This is a genomic window from Bradyrhizobium sp. ISRA464 (assembly GCF_029910095.1).
Classification (GTDB): Bacteria; Pseudomonadota; Alphaproteobacteria; order Rhizobiales; family Xanthobacteraceae; genus Bradyrhizobium.
Map to the genome: position 1 here is coordinate 430,114 of NZ_CP094526.1, position 18,050 is coordinate 448,163.

The 18,050-nt window shown below is 65.0% G+C and carries 19 protein-coding genes and 1 tRNA gene; 4 read left to right on the forward strand and 16 right to left on the reverse strand.

Translation table 11 applies throughout. The features are described from left to right. The first annotated feature begins 5 nt into the window (after positions 1 to 5). Both atpD and MTX19_RS02060 read left to right on the forward strand, forming a co-directional pair. Entirely contained in the window at positions 6 to 1,448 is a 1,443-nt protein-coding gene (atpD, locus tag MTX19_RS02055) for a F0F1 ATP synthase subunit beta (protein ID WP_280975001.1), read from the forward strand. 98 nt (positions 1,449 to 1,546) lie between these two features. After that, positions 1,547 to 1,954, forward strand: coding sequence for a F0F1 ATP synthase subunit epsilon (locus MTX19_RS02060; protein ID WP_280975002.1), 408 nt, complete (start codon positions 1,547 to 1,549; stop codon positions 1,952 to 1,954). Between the two features lie 184 nt (positions 1,955 to 2,138). On the opposite strand, the gene MTX19_RS02065 is transcribed toward MTX19_RS02060, so the two are convergent. From MTX19_RS02065 to MTX19_RS02120, 12 genes are all read right to left on the reverse strand, one after another. Beyond that, a complete protein-coding gene (locus MTX19_RS02065; RefSeq protein ID WP_280985815.1) occupies positions 2,139 to 2,639 on the reverse strand; it encodes an RNA pyrophosphohydrolase in 501 nt (166 codons plus the stop codon). 21 nt (positions 2,640 to 2,660) lie between these two features. Continuing rightward, complete coding sequence (locus tag MTX19_RS02070) at positions 2,661 to 3,164, reverse strand: RNA pyrophosphohydrolase (protein ID WP_280982237.1); 504 nt, start codon at positions 3,162 to 3,164, stop codon at positions 2,661 to 2,663. Between the two features lie 80 nt (positions 3,165 to 3,244). Further along, complete coding sequence (locus MTX19_RS02075) at positions 3,245 to 4,456, reverse strand: divergent polysaccharide deacetylase family protein (protein ID WP_280982238.1); 1,212 nt, start codon at positions 4,454 to 4,456, stop codon at positions 3,245 to 3,247. Between the two features lie 158 nt (positions 4,457 to 4,614). Next, positions 4,615 to 5,982 carry a S41 family peptidase gene (locus MTX19_RS02080; RefSeq protein ID WP_280982239.1) on the reverse strand — a complete coding sequence of 456 codons (1,368 nt, stop codon included), beginning with the start codon at positions 5,980 to 5,982 and terminating at the stop codon, positions 4,615 to 4,617. Next, the gene (locus MTX19_RS02085; protein ID WP_280985816.1) at positions 5,979 to 7,334 is read right to left on the reverse strand and encodes a peptidoglycan DD-metalloendopeptidase family protein; all 1,356 of its coding nucleotides are present in this window, start codon (positions 7,332 to 7,334) and stop codon (positions 5,979 to 5,981) included. The genes MTX19_RS02080 and MTX19_RS02085 overlap by 4 nt, the downstream gene beginning before the upstream one ends. A gap of 58 nt (positions 7,335 to 7,392) precedes the next feature. Further along, positions 7,393 to 7,875, reverse strand: a complete 483-nt coding sequence (rlmH, locus tag MTX19_RS02090; RefSeq protein ID WP_280982240.1) for a 23S rRNA (pseudouridine(1915)-N(3))-methyltransferase RlmH — start codon at positions 7,873 to 7,875, stop codon at positions 7,393 to 7,395. Between the two features lie 129 nt (positions 7,876 to 8,004). After that, on the reverse strand, positions 8,005 to 8,358 hold the full coding sequence (rsfS, locus tag MTX19_RS02095) for a ribosome silencing factor (RefSeq protein ID WP_280975009.1): 354 nt from the start codon (positions 8,356 to 8,358) through the stop codon (positions 8,005 to 8,007). 187 nt (positions 8,359 to 8,545) lie between these two features. Continuing rightward, positions 8,546 to 9,169, reverse strand: coding sequence for a nicotinate-nucleotide adenylyltransferase (locus tag MTX19_RS02100; protein WP_280982241.1), 624 nt, complete (start codon positions 9,167 to 9,169; stop codon positions 8,546 to 8,548). Positions 9,170 to 9,214: 45 nt separating this feature from the next. Next, a complete protein-coding gene (locus MTX19_RS02105; RefSeq protein ID WP_280982242.1) occupies positions 9,215 to 10,507 on the reverse strand; it encodes a glutamate-5-semialdehyde dehydrogenase in 1,293 nt (430 codons plus the stop codon). 185 nt (positions 10,508 to 10,692) lie between these two features. Beyond that, a complete protein-coding gene (gene proB, locus MTX19_RS02110) occupies positions 10,693 to 11,835 on the reverse strand; it encodes a glutamate 5-kinase (RefSeq protein ID WP_280982243.1) in 1,143 nt (380 codons plus the stop codon). Between the two features lie 81 nt (positions 11,836 to 11,916). Then, entirely contained in the window at positions 11,917 to 12,966 is a 1,050-nt protein-coding gene (gene obgE / locus MTX19_RS02115; protein ID WP_280985817.1) for a GTPase ObgE, read from the reverse strand. Between the two features lie 102 nt (positions 12,967 to 13,068). Further along, entirely contained in the window at positions 13,069 to 13,548 is a 480-nt protein-coding gene (locus MTX19_RS02120; RefSeq protein WP_280982244.1) for a MaoC family dehydratase, read from the reverse strand. A 167-nt stretch (positions 13,549 to 13,715) separates the two neighbouring features. Here MTX19_RS02120 and MTX19_RS02125 point away from each other — a divergent pair, with 167 nt between their 5' ends. Further along, positions 13,716 to 14,630: a DMT family transporter gene (locus MTX19_RS02125; protein ID WP_280982245.1), complete on the forward strand. Its 915-nt coding sequence runs from the start codon at positions 13,716 to 13,718 to the stop codon at positions 14,628 to 14,630. A gap of 49 nt (positions 14,631 to 14,679) precedes the next feature. Here the strand turns inward: MTX19_RS02125 and MTX19_RS02130 are convergent, their stop codons facing one another. From MTX19_RS02130 to MTX19_RS02145, 4 genes are all read right to left on the reverse strand, one after another. Then, complete coding sequence (locus MTX19_RS02130) at positions 14,680 to 15,279, reverse strand: GNAT family N-acetyltransferase (RefSeq protein ID WP_280982246.1); 600 nt, start codon at positions 15,277 to 15,279, stop codon at positions 14,680 to 14,682. A 169-nt stretch (positions 15,280 to 15,448) separates the two neighbouring features. Then, a complete protein-coding gene (rpmA, locus tag MTX19_RS02135; protein WP_280982247.1) occupies positions 15,449 to 15,718 on the reverse strand; it encodes a 50S ribosomal protein L27 in 270 nt (89 codons plus the stop codon). Positions 15,719 to 15,810: 92 nt separating this feature from the next. Then, positions 15,811 to 16,275, reverse strand: a complete 465-nt coding sequence (gene rplU, locus MTX19_RS02140) for a 50S ribosomal protein L21 (protein ID WP_280982248.1) — start codon at positions 16,273 to 16,275, stop codon at positions 15,811 to 15,813. 511 nt (positions 16,276 to 16,786) lie between these two features. Next, complete coding sequence (locus MTX19_RS02145) at positions 16,787 to 17,650, reverse strand: alpha/beta hydrolase (protein WP_280982249.1); 864 nt, start codon at positions 17,648 to 17,650, stop codon at positions 16,787 to 16,789. Between the two features lie 210 nt (positions 17,651 to 17,860). Between MTX19_RS02145 and MTX19_RS02150 the strand changes: the two genes are divergently transcribed. Then, positions 17,861 to 17,950 (forward strand) — tRNA-Ser (locus MTX19_RS02150). The last annotated feature ends 100 nt before the right edge of the window (positions 17,951 to 18,050 follow it).

Genomic DNA, 18,050 nt, shown 5'->3' on the forward strand with positions numbered 1-18,050 from the left:
AGTCCATGGCTACAGCAGCCAACCAGATCGGTCGCATTACCCAGGTCACGGGTGCCGTGGTCGACGTGCAGTTCGAAGGCCACCTTCCGGCGATTCTCAACTCGCTCGAGACCAAGAACGGCGGCAACCGCCTGGTGCTCGAGGTCGCGCAGCACCTCGGTGAGTCGACCGTGCGCACGATCGCGATGGACACCACCGAAGGTCTGGTTCGCGGCCAGGAAGTGACCGACACCGGCGCGCCGATCCGGGTGCCGGTTGGTGAAGGCACGCTCGGGCGCATCATCAACGTCGTCGGCGAGCCGATCGACGAAGCCGGCCCGATCAAGTCCGAAGGCCTGCGCGCCATCCATCAGGACGCGCCGACCTACACCGACCAGTCGACCGAAGCCGAGATTCTCGTCACCGGCATCAAGGTCGTCGACCTGCTCGCGCCCTACGCCAAGGGCGGCAAGATCGGCCTGTTCGGCGGCGCCGGCGTCGGCAAGACCGTGCTGATTCAGGAACTGATCAACAACGTCGCGAAGGCGCACGGTGGTTATTCCGTGTTCGCCGGCGTCGGTGAGCGCACCCGCGAAGGCAACGACCTCTATCACGAGTTCATCGAATCGAAGGTCAACGCCGATCCGCACAATCCGGATCCGAGCGTGAAGTCGAAGTGCGCGCTGGTGTTCGGCCAGATGAACGAGCCGCCGGGCGCCCGTGCCCGCGTCGGCCTCACCGGTCTGACCGTCGCCGAGCACTTCCGCGATCAGGGCCAGGACGTGCTGTTCTTCGTCGACAACATCTTCCGGTTCACCCAGGCGGGCTCGGAAGTGTCGGCGCTGCTCGGCCGTATTCCGAGCGCCGTGGGTTATCAGCCGACGCTCGCGACCGACATGGGCGCGCTGCAGGAGCGCATCACCACCACCCAGAAGGGCTCGATCACCTCGGTGCAGGCGATCTACGTGCCGGCCGACGACTTGACCGACCCGGCGCCCGCCACGTCCTTCGCGCACTTGGACGCCACCACGGTGCTGTCGCGCGCGATCTCGGAAAAGGGCATCTACCCGGCGGTGGACCCGCTCGACTCGACCTCGCGCATGCTGTCGCCGCTCGTCGTCGGCGAAGAGCACTATCAGACCGCGCGCTTGGTTCAGCAGATCCTGCAGCGCTACAAGTCGCTGCAGGACATCATCGCCATTCTCGGCATGGACGAATTGTCGGAAGAGGACAAGCTGACGGTTGCCCGCGCCCGCAAGGTCGAGCGCTTCCTGTCGCAGCCGTTCCACGTCGCCGAAGTGTTCACCGGTTCGCCGGGCAAGTTCGTCGACCTCGCCGACACCATCAAGGGCTTCCGCGACCTCTGCCAGGGCAAGTATGACCACCTGCCGGAAGCGGCCTTCTACATGGTCGGCACCATCGAAGAAGCCGTCGAGAAGGGCAAGAAGCTCGCCGCCGAGGCGGCGTAAGCAAGCGATTGGCGAAGCGGGAGTAGCGAATAGCGGTATCGCTCGCTTCTCCCTCCGCCGCTACTCGCTATTCGCTATTCACTACTCGCAGGGTCACCATGGCTACCTTCCACTTCGATCTCGTCTCTCCCGAAAAGCTCGCTTTCTCCGGCGAGGTCGATCAGGTTGACGTCCCCGGCGTGGAAGGCGATTTCGGCGTCCTCGCCGGACACGCTCCGGTCGTCGCCGCGGTTCGCCCGGGCATCCTGACCGTCACCACGGCGGGCAAGCGCGAGAAGGTCATCGTGCTCGGCGGTCTCGCCGAGATGTCGGACAAGGGGCTGACCGTGCTGGCCGACGTCGCGACCGCGATTGCCGATCTCGATCGTGCGAAGTTCGCAGAGACGATCAACGAGATGCAGGAAAAGCTCGCCGAGAAGGAAGGGTCCGAGCTCGATCATGCGATCGAGCGTCTAGATCACTTCAAGAGCATCCAGAACGAACTCAACACGACGGCGATGCATTAGGCCGTCTCCGGCCGCTCATCGCCTTACAAACTTGAATGAGTACAGCGCTCGCCAGATCCTGGCGGGCGCTGTTGCTTGTTGCACTTGAGCATGATCCGGAAAAGTGTGAAGCGGTTTTCCGAAAAGATCATGCTCAAACAAAGAGCTAAAGCGCGATGATGATTCAACCTGATCTCATCGCGCTTTAGCCCGCGAACTCCGCAAAGCGCGCGGCGACGGCGCGATAGACGTCGCGGCGGAATGGGACCACGAGATCGGCGACGCGGTCGAGCCGTTCCCAGCGCCATTGATCGAACTCGGCCGGCTGGCCGTTGCGCGGCGTCAACGGGTCGATCTCGTCATCGCGCCCGGTGAAGCGGAGCGCGAACCACTTTTGCCGCTGGCCGCGGAATTTCGCCAGCCGGTGCGATGCTGGTCCGTCATAGGGCGGGAATTCGTAGGTCATCCAGTCGGTCTCGCCGAGATAGTCGGCGCCGACCGCCCCGGTCTCTTCCCAGAGCTCGCGCATGACGGCGTCGCGCGGATCCTCGCCCGCATCGATGCCGCCCTGCGGCATCTGCCATTCGAGACCGGGCAGCACGATCTCCGGACCGTCATCCTTGAATCGACGGCCGATCAGCACGCGTCCTGCGGGGCTGAACAGTGCGATGCCCACGTTGGGGCGATAGGGCTTGCTTGATGACATGACGGTGGTCGTGCCGGCCGGTTACTTCGCCGCCAGGGCTGCGAATTCCCTCACCACGCGCTCGTAGACCGGTCGCTTGAACGGCACGATCAGTTCGGGGAGGTTCTTCATCGGCTCCCAGCGCCAGGAGATGAACTCCGCCTTGTGCCCGCCGCCGGGATTGGCAACGTTGATCTCGTTGTCCTTGCCGGTGAAGCGCAGCGCGAACCACTTCTGCCGCTGGCCGCGATAGCGACCTTTCCAGGCGCGGCCCGCGACGGTGCGCGGGATGTCATAGATCAGCCAGTCGGCGACCTCGCCGAGCTTCTCCACAGATCTGATGCTGGTCTCCTCATAGAGCTCGCGCTTGGCAGCCTGAAACGTATCCTCGCCGGGATCGACGCCGCCTTGCGGCATCTGCCAGACATGGGCCTCGTTAACATGTTCTATGCCGCCGGCGCGGCGTCCGATGAAGACCAGTCCCGCCGCATTCAGCAGCATGATGCCGACGCAGGTGCGATAGGGCAGGTCTTCATAACGTGCCATGCCGCCGATACCTCGCATATCCCGGGGCCGCCCGACCCGGCCCCCCGGCAAGGTCTAAAGCTGCACCAACAGATTGATCTTTAGCTCGATTTTGATTTCAGCATCGCCGTTGTCAATGGCACAAGCATGATACCCTTGGAGTCCAGCGTCTTGATCCAGGCGCCGAGTCGCTCGATCGAGACCGGCAGGGCCGAGGCGACGCCGACGGCGGTGCCGCGTTCCTTGGCGAGCGTCTCCAGCTTGACCAGCGTGCGGTCGATCTCGGCGGAGGTTGGCACCGCGTCGATGCTGAAATCGGCCTTGGCGAACGGCACGCCCTGGCTCGTGGCCAGCGCCGGGGCGACGCTGCGGGGGGTGGAACCATCGTCGAAATAGCCGAGGCCGCGCTTGGCCGCCTCGCGGATGATCGGCAGCATCACGGGATCGGTCGCAACGAAGCGTGCGCCCATGAAGTTGGCGATCCCGGCATAGCCTTGCAGACGGCTCAGGTGCCAGTAGAAGCGGTCGAGGTTCTGCTCGCCGTTGAGCGTGGTCAGCAGGGTCTGCGGCCCGGGATCGTTGTCGGGGTAGTCGAACGGTTCCATCGGGATCTGCAGCAGGATCTCATGGCGCTGCGTTCGGGCGCGCTCGGCGAGCTTGCCGGGGTCGGCCCCATAGGGCGTGAAGGCCAGCGTCACGGCTGGCGGCAGCTTCATGATGGCTTCGGTCGTCTTGGCGGCGCCGACGCCAAGGCCGGCGACCACGACGGCCACCACAGGCATCCTGGCCGCCTTGGCGCGGTCGGCGTCGGCCGCATAGACCGTGAATGGCTTCAGGCCGTCGGCGACCACCGGGATCATGCCGTAGCGGGACTTTTCGAGCAGACGCGGGTCGGCGCCGGTCATCGCGGGGGCGGGTGTGTCGCCATTGGCCGTGTCGCTCGGATCGCCACCGCCGATCACCACGTCCTGGCGCTTGCCGCTCGAGCCATCGATGATCGTGACCGTCTTGACGTCGCCGGCAGCGGCCGGCGGCTTGGCGGTGGATTTGGCCGCGGGTTCGGCGGCCTGGCTGGCCGCGGAATGCTTGTCATCCGCCGCGGCGGGCGGCGCCTTGCGCAGCGCGATATGGGCGATTGGCTCGCCGCCAAGCGGGTTGTCGTTGAACAGTGCAATGCCGACGAAGGCAACCAATAACAGCCCCAGCAGCGCGGCGAGCGCCTGCATCGCCGTGAAGGGCAGGCGGAACCGGCGCGATTTGCCCACGGTGTTCTGCCCAAGCGGCGTGCTCAGTTCGTCGGCCGCCTCTGCCATCGTCCTCCCCGAATCAACAGCGCGAACGATAGCACGATGCAGTGCATTCCCGCGCACTGCGCCGACCCGTCAAAGCACGGTGCGGGCGCCGGATGGTCGGTCCCAAAAGCAAAAAGGGCGACCCGAGGGCCGCCCTTTCGCCGAATCGATCGATCGGATCAGTTCGCGGCCTTGCTGGCCGGCTTGTCGACTGCGGCCTTGTCGCCGGGCGCAGGCGCCGCCGGCGCGCTCGAGGTCGACTTGATGCCGTGCAGGAGGTCGTCGGCCATCTTCAGGGCCTTGTCGTCCTTGGCGTCCGGCGGCACGTAGGACTGCGAGCCGGTTTTCTCGTCGCCATCGTTCGTCTTCAAATGGCCGCGGAGCGAGGCCTCGCCCTTGGTGTCGGTCCGTGCCTTCAGCTCGTCCGGCACGTCCTGCAGCACCTCGATATCGGGCACGATGCCCTTGGCCTGGATCGACTTGCCCGACGGTGTGTAGTAGCGCGCGGTGGTCAGGCGCAGCGCGCCGTTGCCCGAGCCGAGCGGGATGATGGTCTGCACAGAGCCCTTGCCGAACGAGCGCGTGCCGACCAGCGTCGCGCGCTTGTGGTCCTGCAGCGCGCCGGCGACGATCTCGGAAGCCGACGCCGAGCCGCCGTTGATCAGCACGATGACCGGCTTGCCCTTGGTCAGGTCGCCCGGATGAGCGGTGCGGCGCTGCGTCTCCTCGGCGTTGCGTCCGCGGGTCGAGACGATCTCGCCGCGCTCCAGGAAGGAGTCGGACACAGTGACCGCCTCTTCAAGCAGACCGCCTGGGTTGTTTCTGAGGTCGATGATGTAGCCCTTCAGCTTGTCGCCGATCTGGTTCTGCAGATTGGCGATCTCCTTCTTCAGGCCTTCGGTGGTCTGCTCGTTGAAGGTGGTGATGCGGATATAGGCGATGTCGTCGGCCTCGACGCGCGCGCGCACCGAACGGACGCGGATGTTGTCGCGCACCAGCGTGACGTCGATCGGATTGTCCTGGCCCTTGCGGATGATCCTGAGCTTGATCTTGGTGTTGACCGGGCCGCGCATCTTCTCGACCGCCTGGTTGAGCGTCAGGCCCTGCACGGCCTCGTCGTCCAGCGTGGTGATGATGTCGTTGGCCATGATGCCGGCCTTCGAAGCCGGGGTGTCGTCGATCGGCGAGACGACCTTGATCAGCCCGTCTTCCATCGTGACTTCGATGCCGAGCCCGCCGAATTCGCCGCGGGTCTGCACCTGCATGTCGCGGAAGCTCTTGGCGTCCATGTAGCTGGAGTGCGGATCGAGGCCGGACAGCATGCCCGAGATGGCGGATTCGATCAGCTTGCTGTCGTCGGGCTTCTCGACATAGTCGCTGCGCACGCGCTCGAACACGTCGCCGAACAGATTGAGCTGGCGGTAGGTATCAGACGTCGCGGCGCGCGCGCTCGATCCCATCAGCACAGCACGGGGCTGCGTGACGAAAAGCGTCAGTGCCGCGCCGGTGGCGGCGCTGAGGAGAATTACAGAAGTCTTGCGCATCATCCGCGAACCTTTTCGCCTTCATTTGCGGCCCACCATGGACCTGGATCGATTGGAGTGCCGTCTTTCCGGAACTCGACATAGAGCACTGGCTGGCTCGCATTGGTCGCGAGAATGGATGCGACTTGGGATGTCGAGCCCATGGTCGCTACCGGCTCCCCCGTAAGTACAAACTGGCCGATGTTAACCGAAATGTGCTCCATCCCGGCGATCAGGACATGATACCCGCCCCCGGCATTGAGGATCAAGAGTTGTCCGTAGCTGCGGAAAGGGCCTGCGTAAACAACCCAGCCGTCACACGGGCTTGTGACCTGCGCGCCGGCCTTGGTCGCCAAAGAAATGCCTTTTTGTACGCCGCCCGCGCCATCGGAACCGCCAAAATCGCGAATCTTGGTGCCGTTCACGGGGTACGAGAACAGCCCCTTGGCCGAGGCGAAGGCGACCGCCGGACTCATCCGGGCCGGGTTCTTGAAGGCCTCCAGATTCGGCTTGCCGTTGACGGTCGCCGGCGCGCCCTGGAGATTGGCCGTGGCGGCGGCCTTGGCCGCGCTCTTCAGATCCTGCTCCATCTTGGCGATCAGGCCTTGCAGGTCGTCGACCTGCTTCGACAGCGCGATGGCGCGGGTGCCCTCGGCTTCCATGTCCTTCTCGGCCGCGGCCTGCTGTCGCTGCCGCTCGTCGACCAGCGCCGTAAGGCGGGTCTGGTCCTCCTTGAGCTTGTCGCGGTCGCGTGCCAGCGCGTCGCGCTCGGTCGAGATGGTCTTGCGGAGCGCGACCAGCTCGCCGAGGTCGGTTGCAAGCTTCTCGGCGCGGCCGCGTAACTCCGGCACCACCGCCCCGAGCAGCATCGCGGTGCGCAGCGATTGCAGCGCGTCCTCGGGCCGCACCAAAAGCGCCGGCGGCGTCCGTCGCCCCGCACGCTGGAGTGCGGCGAGCACTTCGATGATCTCGGCGCGGCGCGAATCGAGCGAGGCGCGGATGTCGCGCTCGCGGCCGTCGAGCGGCTGCAGGCGCGCCTCGGCGTCCGCGATCCGCGTCTCGACGCTTCGCACCTGGCCGGCGATGTCGATCAGCTGCTGGTTGAGCTTGCTGCGGTCCTGGCCGATTGCCGCGATCTCGGCCTTCAACTTCTCCTGCAGCTCGGTCGCCTTGCGTTGCTGCTCGCGTGCGGCCTCGAGCTCCTGTTCACGCTGCTTGATGGCGTCGGGCGATGCCGTCGTCACCGCGGCCTGTTGCTCCGGCAGCGCGGCTTGCGCGTGCACCGGCGAGAGCGGGCTCGCGGCGAGCATGACGATCGACAGCAGCTGCGATACGGGCAGCCAGGCGCGACACGCAGCGCCGAAATACGAAACCATGTCCCGCCTGTGTTGCATCCAGTTTTTGTTCAGCGCTATCGACTGTTCGTTACGGCATTCATGCGCGGTGATAGGGGTGGCCGGCCAGAATGGTGGCGGCCCGATAAATTTGTTCCAGGAGCATGACGCGGACCATTTGATGCGGCCAGGTCGCGGAGCCGAATGCAATGCGTAACGAAGCCTTGCGCTGCAATTCGGGCGAAAGTCCGTCGGCGCCGCCGATCACGAAGACAGTATTTGCGATTCCCTCGTCGCGCCAGCGGCCGAGCTGCCGGGCGAAACTTGCGCTGTCGACGCTCTTGCCGCGTTCGTCGAGCGCGACCAGCACATGCTTTTCCGGGACCACCGCGGCGATGGCTGCGGCCTCTTCGGCGATGCGCGCATTGGCGTCACGTGCGCGGCTTTCCGCAATGTCATGGATATCGAGGCCGCGAAAGCCGAGCTTGCGGCCGATATCGTCAAAGCGCGCGCGATAACGCTCGGCGAGCTCCCGTTCCGGGCCCGGTTTCAGACGGCCGATGCAGATCACAACGAGGCGCATAAAAGCGTTTTCCGGCAAAGTGGAAACCGGTTTGCCGCAGAAAACGCGTCAAGCCTGACACTCGCGCGCCCTGAGGCGCGCGTGCAGACTAGCTGCGCTGCTGCCGATTCGCATCGGCTTCGATAAGCCTTAGACCGCCGCGACTGCCGGGTTCTGAGTCCACAACCGCTCGAGATTGTAGAACTCGCGCACCTCGGGTCTGAACACGTGCACGATCACGTCGCCGGAATCGATCAGCACCCAGTCGCAATTGGGCAAGCCCTCGACGTGAATGCTCTTGACGCCGTTTTCCTTCAGGCCCTTCGTCACATTTTCCGCGATCGCACCGACGTGCCGGTTGGCCCGGCCCGAGGTGATGATCATGTAATCGGAATATGCGGATTTGCCGCGAAGGTCGATTGTGACCGTCTCTTCCGCCTTCATATCCTCGAGGCGGGAGAGGATCAGGCTCAGCGTCTTGTCGGCGCCGGGTTGCGCCTGCAAGGCCGCGGTTTTCGTCGATGTTTTACGCGCAGTCTTGGGAACCTTGGGTAAAACAGACTTGGACAATACAGATGTGGCCAGGGACCATTCCTTTCACTGTATCGCGGGTGCCGAATCCTCGGCGCCCACACACCATACTACGCATGTGGGGTTAATGGTTTCAATATTCCAGTAACCCTCTTGTGCTTCACGCCGTCCTCCAGCTCCCGTCAGGGTTCCGAAGGCCGGTCGAAGACAGCTTGGATTTCATGCCGGTCAGGAATACCCAGGCCGGGGCGCGCTGATCGGCCAGCCGCGTCGCCTGGTTCTCGGGCAAGCGGTAGCGCGCGAGCGCCTGTGCTGCCGGTGCGGCAAGGGCGCGGAAACTTTGGGGCGGGCGGTCGATCACGGCAATCGGCACATCGGAGGCGATGCGCCGCCAGTCTTTCCAGCGGTGGAACTGCGCGAGGTTGTCAGCGCCCATGATCCAGACAAAGTGCACGCCGGAGACGCGGCGGCGCAAGTGGATGATTGTGTCGACAGTGTAGCGCGTACCAATGACAGCTTCGAGACAGCTGATGTCGATGCGCGGATCATCGGCAACGCGGCGCGCAGCGTCGGCGCGTTCGGCAAGCGCACGCAGCCCGTCATGGTTCTTCAGCGGATTGCCCGGCGTCAGCAGCCACCAGACGCGATCGAGCTGCAATCTCTTGATCGCGAACAGGCTGATGGCGCGATGCGCCGCGTGGGGCGGATTGAACGAGCCGCCCAGCAGCCCGATCCGCATGCCGTTGGTATAGAACGGCAGCGCCTGGGCTGCGGGGTACGGCACGGTCGAAGCTTGCTGCAATGGTCTACCGTGCGCGTGGGACAATGATCACGGCCGCGTCTGCCCGGTGCCGTGGACGCGGTACTTGAAGCTCGTCAGTTGCTCGGCGCCGACCGGGCCGCGGGCGTGGAATTTGCCGGTGGCGATTCCGATCTCGGCGCCGAAGCCGAACTCGCCGCCGTCGGCGAACTGGGTCGATGCGTTGTGCAGCACGATCGCGGAGTCGACCTCGCTCAGGAATTTCTCGGCGGCCTTGGCGTCCTCGGTCACGATCGAATCGGTATGGTGCGAGCCGTGGTCGTGGATATGCGCGATCGCATCGTCGACACCATTGACGACGCGGGCTGCGATGACGGCGTCGAGATATTCGGTGTTCCAATCCTCATCGGACGCCGGTTTGACGCGCACATCGACCTTCTGCACGGCGTCGTCGCCGCGAACCTCGCAGCCGGCGTCGAGCAGCATCTCGACCAGCGGCTTCAAGCTGCTCGCCGCGGCGGCCCGATCGACCAGTAGCGTCTCGGCCGCGCCGCAGACGCCGGTGCGGCGCATCTTGGCGTTCAGCACGATCGACTTCGCCATCTCGAGATCGGCGCCGGCATCGACATAGACGTGATTGACGCCTTCGAGATGCGCGAACACCGGCACGCGTGCTTCCTCCTCGACGCGTGCGACCAGGCTCTTGCCTCCGCGCGGCACGATCACGTCGATGCCGCCATTGAGCCCCGACAGCATCAGGCCGACCGCAGCGCGGTCGCGCGTCGGCACCAGGGTGATCGCGGCTTCGGGCAAGCCGGCTTCGCGCAGGCCCTGCACCAGGCAATCATGGATTGCGCGGCAGGAGCGGAAGCTGTCCGAGCCGCCGCGCAGGATCACCGCATTGCCCGACTTCAGGCACAGCACGCCGGCGTCGGCGGCGACGTTGGGGCGGCTCTCGAAGATCACGCCGATCACGCCGAGCGGCACGCGCACGCGCTCGATCGTCATGCCGTTCGGCCGCTGCCAGCGCTCGGTGACGGCACCGACCGGATCGGGAATCTCGCGCACGGTCGCAACCCCATCGGCCATGCCGTCGATGCGCGCCTGCGTCAGCGTCAGGCGGTCGAGGAGCGCCGAGGTCGTGCCGGCGGCGCGCGCCTCCGCGACATCCTCGGCATTGGCGGCAAGGATGGCTGCCGCGTTGGCGCGGATCGCGCGTTCGATCGCGGCGAGTGCCCGGTCCTTCTGCTCCGGCGGCGCCAGCGCCAGCACGCGCGCGGCGGCGCTCGCCTTGGCGGCGAGATCGGTCATCAGGGCGGAGAGATCGGCGTTGCCGTCGATCGCCTTCAGAGGCGTGGTCATGGACGTCCCAGCTTCTATGTGAGCATCATCTCTTCGGAAAACCGGTTTCCACTTTTCGCTAACGCGGCCGTTCTGGTCCGGATGATGCTCTAACGTCATATTCTAGCATGGCAATTGAGGGGTTGGCGAGGCGCGGAACCGGCATGGCAGATGGGCGGCCGACCGCCGGCAGGTCGGCCAATGGCCTATTTGGCCGGGATTGGCCCGGCCGGGCCGACCACGAGATCGTCGCGATGGATCATCTCGGAGCGGCCGCTGGTGCCCAGAATGGCCATCACCTCCGGCGAGGAATGGCCCTTGATCCGCTCGGCCTCCTCGGCGTCATAGGCGACCAGGCCGCGGCCGATTTCATGGGTGTCGGGGCCGCGCACCACCACGGCGTCGCCGCGGGCGAACTGGCCGTCGACCCGGATGACGCCGGCCGGCAACAGGCTCTTGCCGGCGCGCAGCGCATTCACGGCGCCGGCGTCGATGGTCAGCGTGCCCTTCGGCTCCAGCGAACCCGCGATCCAGCGCTTGCGCGCGGTGACGGGATTGGCCGGGGTCAGGAACCAGGTGCAGCGGCCGCCGTCGGCGATCGCCTGCAAGGGATGCTCGATCTTGCCGGAGGCGATCAGCATATGCGTGCCCGCGGTGGTCGCGATCTTGCCGGCCTCGATCTTGGTGGTCATGCCGCCGCGCGACAGCTCGGATCCGGCAGAGCCCGCCATCGCCTCGATCTCCGCGGTGATGCTTTCGACGACCGGGATCAGCTTCGCATCGGGATCAACCGCCGGCGGTGCGGTGTAGAGGCCGTCGATGTCCGACAGCAGGATCAGCAGGTCCGCGCTCGTCATGGTGGCGACGCGGGCGGCGAGGCGATCATTGTCGCCGTAGCGGATCTCGTTGGTGGCGACCGTGTCGTTCTCGTTGATGACGGGCACCGCGTGCCATTCGAGCAGCTTTGCGATCGTCGAGCGCGCGTTGAGATAGCGGCGGCGCTCCTCGGTGTCCTGCAGCGTGACCAGGATTTGCCCTGCGCCAATGCCGTGACGGCCGAGCACCTCCGACCAGATCCGCGCCAGCGCGATCTGCCCGACCGCGGCGGCGCCCTGGCTCTCCTCGAGCTTCAGCGGTCCGCGCGGCAGCTTGAGTCGGCTGCGGCCGAGCGCGATCGAGCCCGACGACACCACCATGACCTCACGGCCTTCCTTATGCAGCCTGGCGATGTCGTCAACCAGCGCCGAAAGCCACGCCGCGCGCACCTCGCCGGCCTCCGAATCGACCAGCAATGATGAGCCGACCTTGACGACGATACGGCGAAAATTCTTGAGCGCGGGGCGTTTCATGGGTTCGGTCTAGCAGGAAGGTGGAAGCAATACGCGCCACAACGTGGCTTGGGAAGTGCAAGGCTTGTTCGACCTTGTCGTTCAACCCTGCGGCACCGGCGTCGCCCACGGCTCCGCCTCGCCCTTGGCCTTGCTGGACACCGGCGCCTCGCCGATCACCTCGACGAGTGCGCCAAGCGCGTCCTGCACACCTGTGCCGGTGGCCCCGGACAGCAGCAGTGGCGTCTTCTTCGCCGCCCGCTTCAGCCGGTCCTTCTGCTTCTTCAATTCTTCCGGCGCGACCGCGTCGATCTTGTTCAGCCCGACGATCTCGATCTTGTCGGCCAGATGGCCCTCATACGCTTCGAGCTCGGTACGCACGGTCTTGTAGGCCTTGCCGGCATGCTCGCAGGTCGCATCCACCAGGTGCAGCAGCACGCGGCAGCGCTCGACATGGCCGAGGAAACGGTCGCCGAGGCCGGCGCCTTCATGCGCGCCTTCGATCAGCCCGGGAATGTCGGCCAGCACGAATTCGCGGCCGCCGAAGTTCACCACGCCGAGCTGCGGGTGCAGCGTGGTGAAGGGATAGTCGGCGATCTTCGGCCGCGCCGCACTGACCACCGACAGGAAGGTCGATTTGCCGGCGTTGGGCAGACCGACGAGACCGGCATCGGCAATCAGCTTCAGCCGCAGCCAGATCCAGCGCTCTTCGCCCGGCGCGCCGGGATTGGCGTTGCGCGGTGCGCGATTGGTGGAGGATTTGAAATGCGCGTTGCCGAAACCGCCATTGCCGCCCTTGGCGAGCACGAATTTCTCGCCGAGCTTCGTAAAGTCGTGGATCAGCGTCTCGCGGTCTTCGTCGAACACTTGGGTGCCGACCGGCACCTTCAGCAGGATCGGCTTGCCGTTGGCGCCGTGGCGGTCCTTGCCCATGCCATTGCCGCCCTTCTGCGCCTTGAAGTGCTGCTGATAGCGATAGTCGATCAGCGTGTTCAGGCCGTCGACGGATTCGATGATGACGTCGCCGCCGCGACCGCCATTGCCGCCGGAGGGGCCGCCGAACTCGATGAACTTCTCGCGCCGGAACGCGACGCAGCCGTTGCCGCCGTCGCCGGAGCGGATATAGACCTTCGCTTCATCGAGGAATTTCATGATCGTTACTAGTTAGGGCAGGGCGGTCGCGGCGGCAACCCGGAAGCGCCCTGACTTCGGCAAAAAGCCTTAATTGTCGGGCCTTCTTGCGGCCTCTCGGCGCTAACCCGGGCGCCGCCGCACCAAGAACTTCTGCACCCCCTCCAACACCAGTTCGCGGCGCTGGTTGTGCACGGTCGAGCGCAGCGTCACCACGCCGGTGGTGCGGCCCGGGGCGAGCTCGATCACTTCCAGCGCCGGATAGATGGTGTCGCCGGCATAGACCGGTTTCAGGAACTTGCTCGACTGCTCGAGGAAGCCGATCAGCGACTCCTCCACCACATAGGGAAACAACCCCGCGCCCGGCGCGGTGTGCACCAGGGTCTGGAAACCATGCGCAAGCAGGTCCGGCATGCCGCGCGCGCGGCAATATTCGACGTCATAGTGGATCGGATGGGTGTCGCCGCTCGCGGTCTGGAATGCGGCAAACACGGCGGAGGTTTGGGTCCGGCTCGGAATCACGAAGCGCTCGCCGAGCACAAAATCCTCGAACCAGCGCTGCGCGGTCACCATGCGATGTTGGGTGGGGTCGAACTCGGTCATGCGGCGTTTTCCTGCACTGTTTCCTGAATGGCTGACCCACCGGTAGCGCAGGCACCGGACTGCGACAATTGGTGCGATCGCAACCCCCGGGGTTGTCCTGCGCGGCCACCTCGCTAAAACCGGCAACAAGAGCGGCCCGACTCACACGCGGCGGCGACAAGAGCAAGATGAGCCTGTTCGCAAAACTGTCCTCCTACGACGATCGATCGGCGCGGCTCGCCGGCATCGGCCTGATGCTGCTGTCGATCTTCATGTTCTCGTTCGGCGACGCGATGGGCAAATTCATCGTCGCGACCTACTCGGTCGGGCAGCTCCTATGGCTGCGCGCCTGCGCGGCGTTGCTCGTGCTGCTGCCGATCGTGTGGCAGCGGCGTGCGGATTTTCTGCATCTCGAGCGCCCGTGGCTGCAATTGCTGCGCGTCACGCTGTCGACGCTGGAGGTCGCGGCGTTCTTTCTGGCGACCGTCTATCTGCCGCTCGCCGACGTCATCACCTACTATCTGGCGTGCCCGATCTTCGTCACCGCGCTGTCCGGCCTCGTGCTCGGCGAGCATGTCGGCTGGCGGCGCTGGACTGCGATCCTGATCGGCTTCTGCGGCGTACTGATCGCGCTCAGGCCATCGACGCAGACGGTGAGCTGGCCCGCGCTGATTGCGCTCGGCGGCAGCACCTCGTTCGCGCTGCTGATGCTGATCACCCGCTCGCTGCGTGCGACGCCCGACATCGTCCTGACGACGTCGCAATTTTGCGGCACGTTCGTCCTGGGCGCGGTGCTCTCGCCGATCGGCTGGGTGACGCCGACCGCTGGCAGCCTGGTGCTGTTCGCCGCCGCCGGCCTCATCTCGGTCGCCGCGCTGTTCTGCGTCAACCGCTCGCTGAAGCTCGCACCGGCCAGCGTCGTGGTGCCCTACCAATATTCGATGATCGTGTGGGCGGTGATCTTCGGCTTCGCGGTGTTCGGCGACGTGCCGTCATGGGCCACGATCTTCGGCGCCGCGATCATCATCGCAGCAGGCCTCTACATCTTCCTGCGCGAGCAGCAGCTCGGACGCGAGGAGCCTGCGGTGAATCCGCCGGCGTGATCGAGTGGCCTCGGCATTGAGCCGAGGCCACGATGTTGGCGGCGAAGAACTATCCGTGCCGGCGCGTCGAATTGTTCCAGTTCTTCAGCGACGCCCAGACGCTCCGCGAGAGACGGAAGCAGTCGACCGGGCTCGACGAGCCGAGCGCCTCGAAACGATGCAGCTCGACGCCGCTCCACTGGAAGCCGCACTTCTCGAGGATGTTGCGCGACGACGGGTTCACCACCCGCGCGCCGGAGATCAGGTGGTCGAGGTCGAACTCCTCGAAGAAGTAATCGATCACCGCGCGAGCGGCCTCGGTGCCGAAGCCCTGGCCCCAATGGTCGACGCCGAGCCAGTAGCCGAGCTCCGGCGTGATCCCGTCGCGCCAGTCGATGCCGACCATGCCGATCGGCGTGTGATTGTTCTCGATCAGGAAAGCCGTTTCGCGTCCGCGTTCGGCGAGGGCTCGCACGAAGTCGATGGCGTCGTCCTGGCTGTAGGGGTACGGCAGGCGGCGGGTGTTCTCGGCGATGCGGCGATCATTGGCGAGGCGAGCAATTGCTTTTACGTCCGCGAGAGTCGGCTTGCGCAATGTCAGCCGTTCGGTCTCGAGGACGCAAGCTCTTGCCTCACGCAAGGTCGTCGGCGTCGGGATTTCCTGCAACATGTCGGGCTCCTGTGATGCGAAAAAATGTTACGCAACGCTTGGAACGTCACACGTGATCGAACCGGAACACGCGCAACAAAAAAGGGAGGCCGGTTATCCCGCCTCCCCTGGAGCCCTTTGCGACTCCGCCGGTTCAACAGGACCCGGCGGACTTGTGTTTGTCCACCGTCTACTTGGCCGCTTCCGCCATCGGGATAACCGATACGAATGTGCGGCCGTTGGCTTTGGCACGGAACTCGACATGACCCTCGATCTTGGCGAAGAGAGTATGATCGGTGCCCATGCCGACATTAAGGCCGGGATGCCAGGTGGTGCCGCGCTGACGCGCGATGATGTTACCGGGGATCACGCGCTCGCCGCCGAACGCCTTGATGCCAAGGCGCTTGCCCTTGGAATCACGTCCGTTGCGCGATGAACCGCCTGCTTTTTTGTGAGCCATAGCCCGTCTCCGACTTCGCTTTGATCTCTAGATCAATTCCTTGACGGAATCATTTCACATTTTGTCACGCTTCAATTCGTGAAGCGCGATGATCACTTCTTCTCGCTTTTGGCGGCGGCCTTCTTGGCCGGAGCCTTCTTGGCGGCCGGCGCCTTCTTCTTGGCCGCCTTGGGTGCGGCGTCCTCGCCATCGGCGGGCGCTGCGACCTTTTCCCTCTTCGGCCGCGGGCCGATGGTCGGCTTGGCGTTATCGGCGAGGATCTCGGTGATGCGAAGCACCGTCAGCTCATCGCGGTAACCGCGCTTGCGGCGTGAATTCTTGCGGCGACGCTTCTTGAACGCGATCACCTTGGCGCCGCGCTTGTGCTGCAGCACTTCGGCTGCAACGGAGGCGCCTGCCACGGTGGGCGTTCCCAGCACCGGCGTGTCACCGCCGAGCACCAGAACTTCACCAAGCTGCACGATCGTGCCGACGTCGCCGGCGATCTTGCCTATCTCGAGTACATCATTCGGAACGACACGGTACTGCCGGCCGCCGGTTTTGATGACTGCGAACATCGTTTGATTCCTTCGTGTTCGATCCCGGCCTCGGACGCATCCGGGCCGGCTTCTTGTTCAGTCGGGTTTAGGGTACGTGTCTCGCGCGAAACGGGCACAAGTCCGCACAAATTCGCACAAAGACAAGCGGCGCGAGAAATCCTCGCGCCGGATGCGGGGGACTTATAGCCGCAAATCGCGGAGAGTCAAGGCAAAGCAGGGCAAAAACCGGCCAAAAATGAAGGGTTTGGCGTCATTTTGGCCCTCCGGGCGCCGCTTTAGGACCGCAACCCGGATGTGAAATCAACGAGTTCCTTGAGGCCCGGAGCCAGCTTCGCTTCCGGGCGCCCTGGCGCGGTAAGGTTGACCGGTTAGGTTAAGATCGGCTTGGCGTTGCCGATTCCGGGCGGGTTGCTACCGTCCCCATGTCGCTCCGCCGGCCAGCGAAGCCGCACTTCCAAGCCGGCAATTTTCAAGCAGCGGCAAGGGACCGCCAGTATTTTTGTCGCGTCTGGCGGTCCCACCCGCCGTTCTACCTCCAATTGATTCGACCGAAGAAGCCCGCGATCTCGGAGGCCGCGCGGTCGGGGTGCTCACGATGCGGAAAATGCCCGACGTCGGGAAACATCTTCAGGTCGAGATGAGTGAAGGTTTCGCCGAGCCGGTCGGTCCAGGCATAGGGAAACAGCGGATCGTGCTCCGCCCAGCGGATGCAGGTTGGCACCGCGATAGGCGGCAGCGCCAGGGCCTCGCCCTGCATCATCTTCACGCGTGCCGCATGCGCCGCGCGGTAGTGGGCGAAGCCGCCGGCGAGGTTACCCGGCTTGAAGAAGTTGTCGGTGAAGGCCTCGAGCACGTCATCGAAGGCGGCCTTGCGATGCGACCAGTTGCGCAGGAAATGGCCGATATAGGTCCGGCAATTCTCGCGCGTCGCGCCGACCAGCGCTGGTGCCATCTCCATCTGGTGGAACGATTGGTACCAGATGTGGTTCAGCCGGTCGGGCGCAGCCATGCGGGCACCGATGCCAGGGTAGACAAAATCGAAGAAGAACAGGCCGGCGATGCGCTCGGGCGCCTTGCGGGCCAAGGGCTGCATCACCGCGCCGCCGACGTCATGGCCGACGACGCCGGCTTTCGCTATGCCGAGCGCGTCCAGCAGCGCCAGCATGTCGTCGGCATGTTGATCGGGGCCGTAAGGTCCCGCGGGCTTGTCGCTGTCGCCGAAGCCGCGCAAATCGGGCGCGATCAGCGTGAAGCGGTCGGCCAGCCGGGTCATCACCGGCTTCCAGGTCAGCCAGAATTCCGGCCAGCCGTGCAGCAGCAGCAGCGGCCTGCCCTTGCCGGTCTTTGCGACGTGGAACGCCGCGCCGTTGGCTCGAATCGTCACATGCTCCATGGCCAGCTCCTGTTCTGCCTCGCGACACCGTGCGACCTGATCAGTGCTGTGACGCTAGCGCTTTGTTTCCACGCGCTTTCTTCAGGCGGGTCGCGAATTTCACAGTCCGGCGACGCCGTGACGGAAATATTATTGCAGCGCCTTGTCTGGCCCGCCATCCTCGCCTAGAACACGCCCCGACCGCGGGTGGCGCAAATCACCCGGGCCACTGGAGAGGTGGCAGAGTGGTTGAATGCACCGCACTCGAAATGCGGCATAGGTGCAAGCCTATCGGGGGTTCGAATCCCTCCCTCTCCGCCATATGCGCCGTTGTCCGGCCCGGAGACATGGGTAACGGAACGTACCTAAGACACGGGTGACAGCCTCGTGCCGACGGACGGTAGAGGTAGCTTCGAATCGA